At 60.9% G+C, this 13,056-nt stretch carries 13 protein-coding genes; 7 read left to right on the top strand and 6 right to left on the bottom strand.

Going from position 1 to position 13,056, the window contains the following annotated elements; genetic code table 11:
* The first annotated feature begins 3 nt into the window (after nt 1–3).
* From JMA46_RS14695 to JMA46_RS14680, 4 genes are read left to right on the top strand one after another with little or no spacing between them, the layout of a single operon-like run.
* Nucleotides 4–984: an ABC transporter permease gene (locus tag JMA46_RS14695; RefSeq protein ID WP_207346105.1), complete on the top strand. Its 981-nt coding sequence runs from the start codon at nt 4–6 to the stop codon at nt 982–984.
* A complete protein-coding gene (locus JMA46_RS14690) occupies nt 981–2,027 on the top strand; it encodes an ABC transporter permease (RefSeq protein ID WP_207346095.1) in 1,047 nt (348 codons plus the stop codon). Before JMA46_RS14695 ends, JMA46_RS14690 begins: the two co-directional genes overlap by 4 nt.
* Nucleotides 2,024–3,769, top strand: a complete 1,746-nt coding sequence (locus JMA46_RS14685) for an ABC transporter ATP-binding protein (RefSeq protein ID WP_207346094.1) — start codon at nt 2,024–2,026, stop codon at nt 3,767–3,769. The genes JMA46_RS14690 and JMA46_RS14685 overlap by 4 nt, the downstream gene beginning before the upstream one ends.
* On the top strand, nt 3,769–4,977 hold the full coding sequence (locus JMA46_RS14680; protein WP_207346093.1) for a family 1 glycosylhydrolase: 1,209 nt from the start codon (nt 3,769–3,771) through the stop codon (nt 4,975–4,977). Before JMA46_RS14685 ends, JMA46_RS14680 begins: the two co-directional genes overlap by 1 nt.
* 139 nt (nt 4,978–5,116) lie before the next feature.
* On the opposite strand, the gene JMA46_RS14675 is transcribed toward JMA46_RS14680, so the two are convergent.
* Together JMA46_RS14675 and JMA46_RS14670 are read right to left on the bottom strand one after the other, a co-directional pair.
* Nucleotides 5,117–5,596 (bottom strand): hypothetical protein, encoded by a 480-nt coding sequence (locus JMA46_RS14675; RefSeq protein WP_207346092.1) that lies wholly within the window; start codon nt 5,594–5,596, stop codon nt 5,117–5,119.
* Nucleotides 5,597–5,753: 157 nt separating this feature from the next.
* On the bottom strand, nt 5,754–6,134 hold the full coding sequence (locus JMA46_RS14670) for a MerR family transcriptional regulator (protein ID WP_207346091.1): 381 nt from the start codon (nt 6,132–6,134) through the stop codon (nt 5,754–5,756).
* Between the two features lie 182 nt (nt 6,135–6,316).
* Here JMA46_RS14670 and JMA46_RS14665 point away from each other — a divergent pair, with 182 nt between their 5' ends.
* Entirely contained in the window at nt 6,317–7,831 is a 1,515-nt protein-coding gene (locus tag JMA46_RS14665; RefSeq protein ID WP_207346090.1) for a SulP family inorganic anion transporter, read from the top strand.
* A 297-nt stretch (nt 7,832–8,128) separates the two neighbouring features.
* On the opposite strand, the gene JMA46_RS14660 is transcribed toward JMA46_RS14665, so the two are convergent.
* The gene (locus JMA46_RS14660; protein WP_247647340.1) at nt 8,129–8,350 is read right to left on the bottom strand and encodes a TraY domain-containing protein; all 222 of its coding nucleotides are present in this window, start codon (nt 8,348–8,350) and stop codon (nt 8,129–8,131) included.
* A 344-nt stretch (nt 8,351–8,694) separates the two neighbouring features.
* Between JMA46_RS14660 and JMA46_RS14655 the strand changes: the two genes are divergently transcribed.
* Entirely contained in the window at nt 8,695–9,405 is a 711-nt protein-coding gene (locus JMA46_RS14655) for a DUF6308 family protein (protein ID WP_207346088.1), read from the top strand.
* Here JMA46_RS14655 and JMA46_RS14650 read toward each other — a convergent pair.
* Together JMA46_RS14650 and JMA46_RS14645 are read right to left on the bottom strand one after the other, a co-directional pair.
* Nucleotides 9,393–10,928 (bottom strand): ADP-ribosylglycohydrolase family protein, encoded by a 1,536-nt coding sequence (locus tag JMA46_RS14650; RefSeq protein ID WP_207346087.1) that lies wholly within the window; start codon nt 10,926–10,928, stop codon nt 9,393–9,395. The two genes, JMA46_RS14655 and JMA46_RS14650, sit on opposite strands and share 13 nt — an antisense overlap.
* Before the next feature lie 18 nt (nt 10,929–10,946).
* The gene (locus JMA46_RS14645; RefSeq protein ID WP_207346086.1) at nt 10,947–11,864 is read right to left on the bottom strand and encodes a DUF6569 family protein; all 918 of its coding nucleotides are present in this window, start codon (nt 11,862–11,864) and stop codon (nt 10,947–10,949) included.
* Nucleotides 11,865–11,973: 109 nt separating this feature from the next.
* Here JMA46_RS14645 and JMA46_RS14640 point away from each other — a divergent pair, with 109 nt between their 5' ends.
* On the top strand, nt 11,974–12,642 hold the full coding sequence (locus tag JMA46_RS14640; RefSeq protein WP_207346085.1) for an NUDIX hydrolase: 669 nt from the start codon (nt 11,974–11,976) through the stop codon (nt 12,640–12,642).
* Here JMA46_RS14640 and JMA46_RS14635 read toward each other — a convergent pair.
* Nucleotides 12,639–12,908, bottom strand: coding sequence for a hypothetical protein (locus JMA46_RS14635; RefSeq protein WP_207346084.1), 270 nt, complete (start codon nt 12,906–12,908; stop codon nt 12,639–12,641). The genes JMA46_RS14640 and JMA46_RS14635 overlap by 4 nt on opposite strands.
* Nucleotides 12,909–13,056 lie beyond the last annotated feature (148 nt).

The following is a 13,056-nucleotide window of genomic DNA, read 5'->3' as shown; positions in this document are numbered from 1 at the left end:
TCCTTGCGATACTGGCTCAGTAAGGTCGGGCTGTTTCTACTGACTTTGTGGGCGGCCGTGACGCTGAATTTCATCCTGCCGCGGTTAATGCCCGGCTCACCCGCGGACGCAGCGATAGCGAAACTCTCGCAGAGCGGTCCGGTATCGGCTGCGACGAAACATGCCATCGAGGCACAGCTCGGTGTACCGTCCGGCAACATCTGGCAGCAGTACATCGAATACTTGCATCAGGTGGTGACGCTGAACTTTGGTGTCTCTTACACCTTCTTCCCTGAGTCCGTGGAATCGTTGGTCATGCGTGCGCTGCCCTACACGATCACTCTCGTGGGAATCACCACGATTGTCGCGTTCATCGTCGGCACACTGCTCGGAGCCTCGGCGGCTTGGCGGCGCGGCACATGGCGAGACACGGTGCCCACCCTGACCGGCAGCTTCCTCAGCACATTCCCCTACTTTTGGGTAGCACTGTTGCTGCTGTTCTTTTTGGGCTACGTCGCACACCTTTTCCCAACCTCGGGAGCCTACGCCCCGACAGTGGAACCCAACCTTTCCTTCTCGTTCTTCGGCGATGCGATCTACCATGCGATCCTGCCGGCGGTGACCTTGTTCGTCACGTCGCTCGGTGGCTGGATCCTTGGTATGCGTAACGCCATGATCAACACACTTGGAGATGACTACATTACGTTTGCGGAAGCGAACGGTCTCAAGGGCCGCACTGTCGCACTCCGCTACGCGGCCCGCAACGCGATCCTGCCGAACCTCACCGGGTTTGGCCTTGCGTTGGGTGGTGTGGTCGGCGGATCCATCCTCGTTGAACAGGTCTTCGGTTATCCGGGCGTCGGGTATCTGCTCTTCAACGCCGTGATCAACCAAGACTTCCCGCTGATGCAAGCCTTGTTCCTGATGATCACGCTCAGTGTGCTCGTCGCGAACTTCCTGGTCGACATTCTGTATGGAATTCTGGACCCGAGGACGCACCGATGACCAACACATCCACTGTGCGACTCCCCAAAGGCCCGGGGTCAAAGCCCAACATGTTCCGCTCGTTCGCACGATCATTTGGTGTGATCTGGTCAAATAAGAAGGCGCGCATCGGCGTCATCATCCTTGCCGTCTTCGTGCTCGCCGCCATCTTTGGGCCTCTTGTGGCCCCGTACGGGGCCACCGTCAACACCTTCCCGCGCAGCGCAAACGGCTCCGCCGAGCACTGGTTGGGCACGACGGCAGCCGGGGAAGACGTCTTCAGCCAGCTCATCTATGGTGCGCGCATCAGCGTGCTCGTGGGCGTCGTTGCCGGAGGGCTTGCGACGGTCGTTGCAGTCGTGATCGGCCTTGGCTGGGGCTATTTGCGTGGTTTCGTGAGCGACACCATCAACTTCATCGTGAACCTGTTCTTGGTAATCCCGGCGCTGCCACTCATGATTGTGATCGCGACGTACCTGCAGAACGGCGGTATTACCGTGATCATCGTCGTGATTGTCATCACGGGGTGGGCCTGGGGCGCGCGTGTTTTGCGCAGCCAGACGCAGTCACTCCGTGGACGCGACTTTGTGATCGCCGCACGTTTCTCCGGCGACAGTGCCCCGAGGATCATCTTCCGCGAAATTCTCCCCAACATGATCTCGATCATCGCCAGCAGCTTCTTCGGTGCGGCCACCGCTGCCATCTTGGCGGAAGCGGGACTTGAATTCCTGGGGCTTGGCGACTCCAGCATCGTCAGTTGGGGCACGATGCTCTACTGGGCACAGAATTCCAGTGCCCTCCTGACAGGTCAGTGGGTGCTGTTGTTCGCGCCGGGGCTCTGCATTGCACTGCTGGCCATGAGCCTGACGCTCATCAACTTCGGTGTTGACGTGATCAGCAACCCGCGCCTGCGTGAAACGGGAAGCCGTCGGCGACGCGGTCCGAAGGGCACACCCACCCCCACCGATCAGGCCGGAGGCGATGCCGACCGTCAGTTCAATGAAGCGACCGAGGGGGCGGACAACGTCGACGTCGACGTCGACGTACGGGAGGTGCAGCAATGAGCTCAACAACGGCCGGTCGCGGGCCGAACGGTGACGCCCGGGCAGATGATTTTCTGCTCGAGGTGAAGAACCTGTCTGTGGCTTATGAGTCGGACGAAGTGCCACCGGTCCAGGCAGTTGATCGGGTCTCGTTCTCGCTGCGCAAAGGTGAATTTGTGGGCCTTGTCGGCGAATCTGGTTCGGGCAAGTCCACCCTTGGTTTTGCGATCACCCGGTTGCAGAAGCCTCCGGCAGTGATCACCGGCGGAAATGTCGTGTTCGACGGCCGCGACATCCGCGAGATGGATCCGGAGTCCCTGCGGCGTCAACGCCAAGGCGGTTTCGCGATGGTCCTGCAGTCCGGGATGAATGCCCTAAACCCGGTGCGCACCATCGGGCACCACTTCACGGACATCTTCAAGGCGCACGGGCACGTCCAGCGCAAGGATTGGTGGGATCGTGCGCGTTACCTGGTCGACAAGGTCGAACTGCCACCAGGGGTACTAGCCCGCTACCCTGCCGAACTATCCGGTGGGATGCGTCAGCGCGTGTCCATTGCGCTTGCGCTGTCACTTGAGCCGCGGCTGATGGTTTTCGATGAGCCCACCACTGCCCTCGATGTCCTCGTGCAACACGCAGTGATGGACACCATCACAACACTGCAGGAGTCTGAGGGCTTTACCGCAGTTCTTATCAGCCATGACTTGGGTGTTGTGCTGGAGGCGACCGAGCGGGTCATGGTGATGCACAAGGGTCGCATCGTCGAGAATGCCCCGAGCGACCGAATTCTTAGCGACCCACAAAATGACTACACCAAAATGCTGCTCAGCCATTATGCGGATCCGCGTGCCGAGAAGGTGTCGCTGCCGGGATTCGAGCATTTCACCCGTGCGGACGCAGGGGTGGACACTCCCGCGGGTGAGACGGGCAGGGCATCACGGCGCCTCGTGGTCGAGAACGTGTCGAAAACGTATCCGCCTCCCAGTCGGGGAGATAATCCGGTGCGTGCGGTGCGCAATGTGTCGTTCACACTTGAGCCGGGCCAGGCGCTCGCACTGGTCGGCCAGTCGGGATCAGGCAAGTCGACCATTGCGAAGCTCATCACCGGTGTGGAGAAGCCGTCGGAAGGAAGGATCGCCTTTGGCGATCTTGACGTCACCACGCTGCCGCAACGGCGGTTGCGTAGGCTGCACGAAGACGTACAGATGATCTTTCAGGATCCCTATTCTGCGCAGAACCCGGTGCTGACGGTCGAGTATCAGCTCTCTCGCCCGATCCGCAATTTCACCCAATTGCGGGGCAATGACGCACGCGACGAGGTGCGGCATCTGCTGGAGACGGTGGGGCTTACACCGGCCGAGAGCTTCGTGACGAAGCTGCCTCACCAACTCTCCGGAGGCCAACGCCAGCGCGTCGTCGTCGCCCGTGCCCTCGCGTGCAATCCGCAGGTCATCATCGCCGATGAGCCGGTTTCGATGCTTGACGTGTCACTGCGTGCAGGCGTGCTGAAGCTTATCGAGGATCTTCGCCGCGAGCGGGGCGTGTCGCTGCTCTACATCACCCATGACCTGCTGAGCGCCAGGCTGGTCACCGACGACATTCTCGTGCTGCATGAGGGTGAGGTTGTCGAACGCGGCGCCACGACCGACGTCATGCTGGATCCACAGGACGAGTACACGCGTGCGCTGCTCGAAGCCATACCTAATCCGGCCAGGGCTCATGAGGAGCGGGCACGGCGGCACAATCGAGCGGAGTCTCAGTGATGACGGTGAAGTTCCCCGACGGCTTTCTGTGGGGTGCGGCCACAGCGGCCCACCAAATAGAGGGCAACAACGTCAACAGCAACTGGTGGGTCATGGAGCACACCCCGGACAGCACGGTGGTGGAACCCAGCGGCGATGCGGCCGACTCCTACCACCGCTTCGCCGATGACATCCGGCTGCTGGCCAAGCTCGGCCTCAACTCGTATCGGTTCTCGATAGAGTGGGCCCGCATTGAGCCGGAACGCGGATTCGTCTCGCTAGCGGAAATCGACCACTATCGGCGCATGGTGGATGCCTGTCTTGACCACGGAGTCGAGCCCATCGTGACCCTGATGCATTTTACGGTGCCTCGATGGTTCGACCGTGACGGATTCTGGCGAGCGGATGACGCGCCGGAACTGTTTGAACGCTACGTTGAAGCGGCGCTGCCTGTGGTGTCAAGTGGTGTGCGGTACGTATGCACCATCAACGAACCGAACATAGCCGCAATGTTGGCGGGCGGTGAGGACGCGGCGAACCTCGTCGCGAACGCAATGCCGAATCCCGATCTGCTGGTCGCAGACAGGCTCTACGATGCCCATGTGCGGGCCCGTCGTGTGCTCTCCAGTGCGGGGCTGAAGTCTGGGTGGACGGTGGCGACGCAGGCATTCCAAGCCACCGGGGAGCCAGGAAGCGAAGAAGAGGTGCTTCGGTACGGTTATCCGCGTGAAGGCTGGTACCTCGAGCGTGCTGCGGGGGATGACTTCGTGGGTGTCCAGGCCTACACGCGCACTTTGGTGGGGCCTGGCGGGCCGCTGCCGGTGGCGGATGACGTCGAGACAACGTTGACCGGGTGGGAGTTCTACCCGCTGGCTGCCGCTGAAGGTATTCGCGCCGCCTGGGAAACCACCGGGCACACGCCTGTCATGGTGACGGAGAACGGAATCGCCACAGACGACGACGAACGTCGCATTGCCTACACACGCGGAGCACTGGAAGGGGTGTTGGCGACGATTGCGGAGGGGATCGATGTCATCGGATACCTGCATTGGAGCCTTCTCGATAATTTCGAGTGGGCCAGTGGGTTCCGCCCGACGTTCGGGCTCGTTTCCTGGGACCCACGCACTTTCGAGCGAACTGCGAAACCAAGCGCGCACTGGTATGGCAGCATTGCACGGGCGAATGCGCTGCCGGACGCGGATGCCAGCGGCACGGATACTCTGATGTAGCTGGCAGGGGCTTCGATTGGCTGGTCGACTATCTCAAAAGCCTGAAGATTGAGATTCTAAATCCAGGCGCCCCGCAAAATTAGGAACGGGTTTTCCAAGGCCACCAAAGACAGCGCCCTTCCGTGCAGAGTCTTCGCGACTACGCTCCAGCGGGTCCCGGCACGAAGAACGTGGTGGAGGACAAGCGCCGCCCGTCCATCAGCACCACCCATTCATAGGTGGATCCGGACGGCAGCGGCAGCCCGCCGGGAAAGTTCATCACCACGTTTGAACTGCCGGGAAAACCCATGGGCGGCGGCTGGACCGCGGGGTTGCTGGCGTGGGCAAAATCGACCGACTGGTTGAAGCGCAGCTGGTTGGGTCCATCCGGCCCGGTCAGCGTCACCGGCTGCCCGTCGGCGTCCACGAGTAGGATCTCTATGGCCGCCGACGCTTCATCGAGGGAGGGGAGGGTGACGGTGATGCTGGCGTACAGCGAGAACGGCGCTGTCATCCCGGTGTCAGGATCGAAACCCAGGAATTGCACCCCGCCGCCGATGATGTTGACCTTCCCCGCCGCATCAACGTTGACAAAATCTGCGATCAGGATGTTGCCGTCGGCACTTGAAAGGTCCTTCACGTATGAAAACTCCGTTGCATCGTTCTTGCCCCGCGGCGGAATTATCGGCCGCCCTTGACTCAACAATAGGGGTATCCGCTCCCGTTCCACCCTTTTCAGGAAGCACGACGCCGGACCCTTGGCTTCGCCGTCCGGCCCACCATGGGTGGGGCGTGGGTCAGCCGCCGAGGCGCTTTATGAATCCGTCGGCCTGGGCGAGGTTGCGTGCCATCTTTTCCCGCTGGTGGATGGCACGGTCACGGAAGGAAGCCAAGCGGTCGGCGACGTCCTTGTGGGAGTCCGCTCCGTCGTCGTGCCCGGGGGAGAGGAGCTGGAGGATCTCAGCCATTTCCTCCAGCGAAAAGCCCAGCGGTTTCATGGCCTTGATCACTTGGAGGCGGTCGTAATCGGCCTCCGAATAGACGCGGAAACCTCCGTCGGTGCGTGCGGTTGCGGGGAGCAGCCCCACATCGTCGTAGTGTCGGATGGTGCGTAAAGACAGGCCGGTACGCTCTGCCAATTCACCTATGTGCATGGTCATACCTGTTTTAGCTGTCATGGGCGCCGCCCTCCTGTTCCGAGCAAACCCTACCATCACGTTAAGGTAGAGTTGCGAGGGTGGCGTGTGGCCCTTCGGGTGGCCCGCCCTTCTCGGCGCGGTGTTGCGCCCCTCATTCTTCTTATTCTTTGAATAAGCGAAGGCGGCGCGCTGTGCCGTCCTGACCATGAACGGAGCCAGCAATGGCCGTCAAGACCGCCGGGGATGCCCCGGATTTAACTCCCGAGCAGTTGCAATCCGTGTGGGGTGCTTTGAAGTCCCCGCGCCGGCTCAAGACGGAGGTCCTGGCGGGGCTCGTTGTCGCACTTGCCTTGATCCCGGAGGCGATCGCGTTCTCGATCATTGCGGGGGTAGATCCGCGGATCGGTTTGTTTGCCGCGTTCACCATGGCCGTGACGATCTCCTTTGTGGGCGGGCGCCCGGCGATGATTTCTGCTGCCACCGGTGCCGTGGCCTTGGTCATCGCCCCGCTGATGAAGAGCCACGGCCTGGATTATTTGATCGCTGCTGTCATTTTGGCTGGCGTCTTCCAAGTGGTGCTGGGCTTGCTTGGAGTGGCCAAGTTGATGCGGTTCATTCCGCGCTCGGTCATGGTTGGGTTCGTGAATGCCCTAGCCATCCTTATTTTCATGTCCCAGGTGCCCGAACTGCTCGGTGTGACGTGGTTGGTTTATCCGTTGGCGGCCTTTGGTTTGCTGATCATCTTCGGTCTGCCTCGGCTGACGAAGGCCGTGCCGGCACCGCTGGTCGCCATTGTGGTGCTCACCTTGATTACTGTTTTCGCTGCAATCGTTGTTCCCACAGTGGGGGACAAGGGTGCGCTGCCTGATTCCCTGCCGTCCCTTTTGCTGCCGAACGTGCCGTTCAACCTGGAAACCTTGAAGATCATCTTCCCCTTCTCCCTGGCGATGGCATTTGTGGGCCTGCTTGAATCGTTGATGACGGCGAAGCTTGTGGACGACATCACGGACACGCGTTCCTCCAAGACCCGTGAAGCCTGGGGCCAGGGTGTGGCGAACATTGTCACGGGGTTCTTCGGTGGGATGGGCGGCTGCGCGATGATCGGCCAGACCATGATCAATGTAAAGGCCTCCGGCGGACGGACCCGCATCTCCACATTCTTGGCAGGTTTGTTCCTGTTGATCCTCGTGGTGGTTTTGGGTGACGTGGTTTCCTTGATCCCGATGGCCGCTCTGGTCGCCGTGATGATCTTCGTATCCATTGCCACCTTCGACTGGCACAGCATCCGCCCTTCGACCTTGAAGATGATGCCCAAGAGTGAAACAACGGTCATGGTTGCAACCGTGATCGTCACCGTCGCCACGCACAACCTGGCCATTGGCGTCGGTGTGGGCGTGCTGGTGGCCATGGTCCTGTTTGCGCGCCGTGTGGCTCATTTCATGACGGTGGAACGGACTGTGAAAACACTGAACGGGCAGGAAACTGCGACGTATTTGGTGAATGGCGAACTCTTCTTTGCCTCATCGAATGACCTCTACACGCAGTTCGATTATGCGCTGGACCCGGACCGCGTGGTGATCGACATGCACGGCTCCCACCTGTGGGATGCCTCGACGATCGCCTCGTTGGACGCCATTACAGAGAAGTACCGGCGTCATGGCAAGGACGTGGAGGTTGTTGGCCTCAACGATTCCAGCATGCTGATGCGCCAACGTCTGGGTGGCAAGCTGGGCTGAGGGCGGACGTGTTCCCGCTCGTCGCCAGTCGTCGAATTCCTTTGCAGAAAACTTTCGGAGCATCGGAGCATCCGGGGGCTGTTGTGGTGATCGGACGCTGCCATAGCGGCCTCCGATCACCACAACAGCCCCCAACCCGATAGCGCCAGAATCCGCTGCCGCCTTTCAAGGTTTTCCCTACCAATCGGGGGTTCTGCCGGTCGAGCCCGTCCATGAATACCCGTACCCGTCGAACAACTGACTTGTCGAGACGATTGAGTTGCTTCAAGGCCTTCGGCGAGTAACCGATTCTGTAGTTCATTGACCGAGAGCGTCCCAGTCGACGTCCTCATGAAGCACCATTTCTGAGTCGTCCACGTAGCGAAACTCTACCAAGGCGTCCTTGGCGAGAAAATAGTCTTCTTGGTAATCGAGGAGTCCCTCGATTGCTACTGCCGCGTAGAAGGCCTTGTTTCGCCCGGTCCGCTTAGCGAGGAGTTCAAGGCGGTGGTCCAGACTCTCGTCGATCCGCAGGTTCAACTGAGTTTTAGCGCTAGCGCACTCTCCGTTTCCTATACAAGTATGGCAATTTGCCAGCGAGGCCGACATGGCAGCAAAACTCTTTGGACAGTAGCAGCCAAACAGCTGCGGGGGCCGTTGTGGTGTTCAGACGCTGCTATAGCAGCCTCCGATCACCACAACAGCCCCCGTGGGCAATGGCGGCAAGGATGTTGTGGCACGGCTTCTGGCTAGAAGGTGTCCATTCACCAGGAGGTCACCAGTATCGGTGACATAGAAGGGTCCCGCGCACCTAGTTGTAGGCACTGACTTCGATAGATGCGTAACAATCCTGCGATGTCGGTGCTCTATGGTTCATTGAGATCATGAAACTTCCCGAGATTCTTGAATCTAACCATGTCGAGCAGGCCGCTGCGTTGGTCAATGAGTACTACACGAAGACGTATAGACGCGATGAAATTCAGACGGGGGCCCGCTTTGAATCGTGGGCAGACGGTGGGGATGCAAGGAAAGTTGTCAACACGATCACTGCCGATGATCTGATTGCTGTTACCTTCTTGTCAGTTGATGTCCCAGGGGCTGCGGCCATAGGGATTCTGGAAACTCATAAGAATGAGATTTCCGGGCTACTTGAACAGATTCCCGCCAACCTCGAACTGGCCAATGTTTCAGCCGAAGATTTCGCAGTGAGACTCGGTCCAGACAGTGCCGCCGTCAAGCTTTGGAAAATCTTGCGCCAATCCAACGCGGAGCGTTGGGGAGTGGGACAAACAATTGCCAGCAAGATCATGGCGAGGAAGAGACCCCGGCTGATCCCCATTTATGACTCCGTGGTTGCGCCGCTCATGGGTTTGAAGGATTCGGACAACCAGTGGATTACCTGGCATGATGTGTTGACCGATGGGACGGGTCTACCGGAGCGTTTGAAGACCATTCATAAGCTTTCCGGTGTTGCTCCTGACGCATCCGCACTGCGCATCATGGATGTTGTCCTGTGGAAGTATGGCAAGAGCTTGACTTCGACTAAAAAGTCGCAGGCGGACGTCAGCGTTGAGATGGCAACTCAACTGGTATGACCGAGCGCTTGACCGTCCGAGTGCCGCAGCACCTCCATAAACGCGGCATTCGGGTGGGGGTTGGGCAGCTCACGGCTCACTCGGTCCAGCGATTCCAGGGCAGATCCACCCAGCAAAGCCCCATACAAAGCGGCAACGGTCGGAGTCCGGCTCTCCGCCTGGACACAGTGCAGGTACACGGTGTGCCCCTCGGCGCGGAACTGCGCCACTGCCTGCGCTGCATCGCGCAACACGAACTCCAGATGTGCGTTCTCGGCAGGGTCGGCGCTGTCGACCAACCAGAATGTCACGTGGTTCTCGGCAGCCACAGCCGGGGCGTCGTCTCGGCCAATCCTGCACAAACTGACGACGGCGGACACCTCCCCCAACGCTGCTGGCAGGCCGCATTCGGTGGCTGCCTCAGCCGAACCAAGGAACGGCAGCTGTGCCGATCCGCCGATCCAGACCTCGGTATCGTCCGGATGCTGCACAACTGTTCCAATCCCGCGCCAGTCGCCGTAATCCATGGCAGGGATGCGCGGCCAGGTGCCGAACTTGCGTCCGCCAGCAACGAGCTCGAGAGCCAGTGCCATGAGCTCGCGCTCGCCGTCGGCACCCCAGCCATGCAGCTTGCGGCGCCACTCTTCGGGGATCGCTGAATAGCCGGCAGCAGCGCCGATCAAACCACCGGCAATGGCGGCAACTGTGTCGGTGTCGTTCCCGCCGCGCACCGCGTTCTCCAAAGCAAACCGGAGCGAGTCCGGCCCAACACCGTTGGCAGCAACAGCGTGGAAAATCGCGGACCAAGCACCCTGGAACGCTTCAACTACCCAGCCGTTGCTGGTGAAGTCGCACGGCTGGGAAGCCTCCGCAACCGCAATGCGTGAACGCCATAGCTCCGCCCGCTCGTCAGTCAACCAGGAAAGCCCAACGCGCACATCCAGTTCGCCCGTCAGAACGGCATGGCGAATCGCTGCGGTCCACAGCTGACAGGCCTCCGTGGCGTCCAGCTCGTAGTGGGTCAGCGTGCTGACGGCTGCGGCGGCCTCCCACAGATCGGCCTCAGAATTTAGGAATGCCAACGCCAACGGGGCCGTGCGCATCAGCGAACCGTTGCCGGCGGAGCGTCCCGTGGCCTCATGATGTGCACGGGCGGCAACAAATGCAGCCTCATCCGGGCGGGATCCTTCGGCCATCAGCTGTGAAGCGCGGTGCAGCACTGAACTTGTTTGTGCGCCCACGTCCTTGGAACCGGCTGCCCAGTCCTGCCAGCCGGTTACCATCGACGCCAGGGAACGTGCCCCGGCAGGGGAGTGTCCGGCGTCGAGCGCGTCAAGGAGGGAGGTGGCAATGACAATTGCCATGGAGGTGTCGTCGGTCCATTCTGCGGGGGCGAAGCCGAAGGGGCCGCCGCCTTTCATGGTGATGGGCATGGTGGCGGGAAGGGCGGGGCCGAATTCGTAGCCGGCGCCGAGGGCGTCGCCCACGGCGGTGGTGACGAGGACGCCGGCGGCGCGGTCAAGCTGTGCGGTGGTGAGTTTCATGGTGTTCCTTCGTGTGGTTTAGGCGCTGGCAAGCATGCTGTGGCGGGTGTTCCATGCGGAGAGGTGGGCGATCTGGGAAGTGGCTCCATCGCCAATACCGATGCCGGTGACTGACAACATCGGATGACGCCCCTCGAGACACCAAGTGGAACGCGATGTGCCACCGCTGCCATGCTCGGTGCGCCCCACGGGTTTCAGTCCGTTCGTGCCGATGGCCACGACCAGATCGCGGGCGCCCTGCGCAGTGACAGGTGTGCTGGATGCCCCGCCGAACAGTTGGAGGTCCAGGACCATGGATTCCATCATCGGGCGGTAGTGGCTTCGCAGGAGTTCATGGGAGCCAAACAGTTCCATGGATAGCACGTGCCCGCCGAAGCCGACGATCACCCCTCGCTGCCCATCGATTAGGTTCGGCAGGTCAAGGCGACCAGTGGGGGCGGGGGCGTCCAGATGCTCAAGCAGCGAGGCGGTGGAGCTCCGGGTGCGCAGGCCCTCGTAGCGCTGGACGCGTTGCCAGACCTCACCCTGCCTGCTGCCACCGTTGCTGCCGGTGCCGGCGTGCAGTCCGGCCTGTATGTGGAACGGGGCGCGGCGCCCGCCGTGGCGGTGCTCGCGGGACCCGCTCCAGCGGCCTTGCTCCACGCAGAGCGTGTCAACCTCAAGTGTTTCGCCCGCTCCGACCAGCACGTCGCGGGCCACAAGCCGGTGCTGCTGCCCACCTTCCAGGAGTTCACCTTCGGTCAGGAGCGCGGCCGTCGCGCCATGGTTGGTGACGCTGAGGCGGTTGACAGTGGGTGTGGGGAGTTCGACGGCGCTCAGGCTCGCTTCGCTGCCTGTGACCAGGTCGCGGATACCGGGGGCGTCGGCCCAGACAGGGAAGAACGTGGCGGGTCCGCACTGGGTGCCGAAGCCCACGTGCAGCATGGGGAGTTTCATGGGTGATTTCCTATCTGTTCGGCTGACTAAAGTTTGTTTGCGCATTTCTGTGCTAAAGCAAATGTAGGGCATGTTGCACTGTTTGCGCAAGTATGCGCAAAATGGGGTTATGACTTCTTCCCCTTCACTGCCGGTGGACGGGTTCGGCAAGACCCTGCTGGACTATCCGCGCCCTTCCGTTGCCGTGGACACAGCTCTGCTGACCGTGCACGACGGCGGACTGAAAGTTCTGCTTGTCCCTCACCCCGGCGCCGGGCTGGGCTGGGCGCTGCCGGGCACTTTTGTGCGTCCGGGGGAGCGGTTGGCCGATGCAGTTCTGCGATCCTTGCGTGAGAAGGCCGGTGTGAGCGGGCGCGACCCACAGCAACTGCACGTCTTCGATGAGCCAGGGCGAGACGAACGGGGTTGGGTGTTGTCGGTGGCCCACGTTGACGTAGTTCCCTTTGGCGAGCTACCCGCAGGGGTCAAGCTCATTTCGGTGACCGAGTTTGCCGGGGCTCGCGTGGCCCAGGTCCGGGAGCTTCCATACGACCATGCCCAAATTATCGACTATGCGGTGGCGCAGGTGCGCTCGCAGTACCTGAGTGCGCCAGATCCGGGTGGCCTGCTGACTCCGCCATTCACTCTCAAGGAGTTGCGCGAACTGCACGAGGCAGTGCGGGGGGAGTCCTTGCAGCGCGATACCTTCCGGCGTGCCATGGAACCGCAGTTGGTGGCCACTGGAGAAATATCGGACGGGACGAAGGGGCGGCCGGCAGCACTTTTTATGCCTTACTAGGTGTAAGAATGCTCTGGATCCCAACCCATTGCCAAGAATGACTGTTCAAGAACTATCCAGGCTGACGAGGTCGATGCGAGCGACTGCTCCGTAGCCAGCGCCAGCAGCTTCGCACGCAACTGCTGCTCGTCGTCGGACATGCCTCCGGCGTAATAGGGTGCCAGGAAGAAAGCATGGGTGTCAGAAGACTCAGCGGCGAGCATGTCCAGGAAAATCTCAAGCGTACGTGCAGCTTCATCCAGGCTGCCCGAGCCGTCTTCGTCCATATTGACGAAGTTCAGCTGGCTCCGAAAATTGTCAAGCTGTGTTGAGTCACTTGGCTAGTTTTTGTGGTGTTTGTGGTTTGGGTAGGTTGATGCCGACGTGTTTGGCGGGGGCTGGTGTGGTGGGTGGCCGGCGGAATCTTTCGGGGTG

This window comes from Arthrobacter sp. E3 (assembly GCF_017353415.1).
GTDB lineage: Bacteria > Actinomycetota > Actinomycetes > Actinomycetales > Micrococcaceae > Specibacter.
The sequence above is the reverse complement of the archived record's forward strand: the minus strand, read 5'-3'. Positions and strand labels throughout refer to the sequence as shown.

Excerpts from the sequence above, each read along its gene's own strand:
- JMA46_RS14655 (WP_207346088.1), top strand. The coding sequence starts at position 8,695 with ATGAAACTTCCCGAGATTCTTGAATCTAACCATGTCGAGCAGGCCGCT.
- JMA46_RS14665 (WP_207346090.1), top strand. The coding sequence starts at position 6,317 with ATGGCCGTCAAGACCGCCGGGGATGCCCCGGATTTAACTCCCGAGCAG.
- JMA46_RS14680 (WP_207346093.1), top strand. The coding sequence starts at position 3,769 with ATGACGGTGAAGTTCCCCGACGGCTTTCTGTGGGGTGCGGCCACAGCG.
- JMA46_RS14650 (WP_207346087.1), bottom strand. The coding sequence starts at position 10,928 with ATGAAACTCACCACCGCACAGCTTGACCGCGCCGCCGGCGTCCTCGTC.
- JMA46_RS14645 (WP_207346086.1), bottom strand. The coding sequence starts at position 11,864 with ATGAAACTCCCCATGCTGCACGTGGGCTTCGGCACCCAGTGCGGACCC.
- JMA46_RS14690 (WP_207346095.1), top strand. The coding sequence starts at position 981 with ATGACCAACACATCCACTGTGCGACTCCCCAAAGGCCCGGGGTCAAAG.
- JMA46_RS14670 (WP_207346091.1), bottom strand. The coding sequence starts at position 6,134 with ATGACAGCTAAAACAGGTATGACCATGCACATAGGTGAATTGGCAGAG.
- JMA46_RS14640 (WP_207346085.1), top strand. The coding sequence starts at position 11,974 with ATGACTTCTTCCCCTTCACTGCCGGTGGACGGGTTCGGCAAGACCCTG.
- JMA46_RS14685 (WP_207346094.1), top strand. The coding sequence starts at position 2,024 with ATGAGCTCAACAACGGCCGGTCGCGGGCCGAACGGTGACGCCCGGGCA.
- JMA46_RS14635 (WP_207346084.1), bottom strand. The coding sequence starts at position 12,908 with ATGGACGAAGACGGCTCGGGCAGCCTGGATGAAGCTGCACGTACGCTT.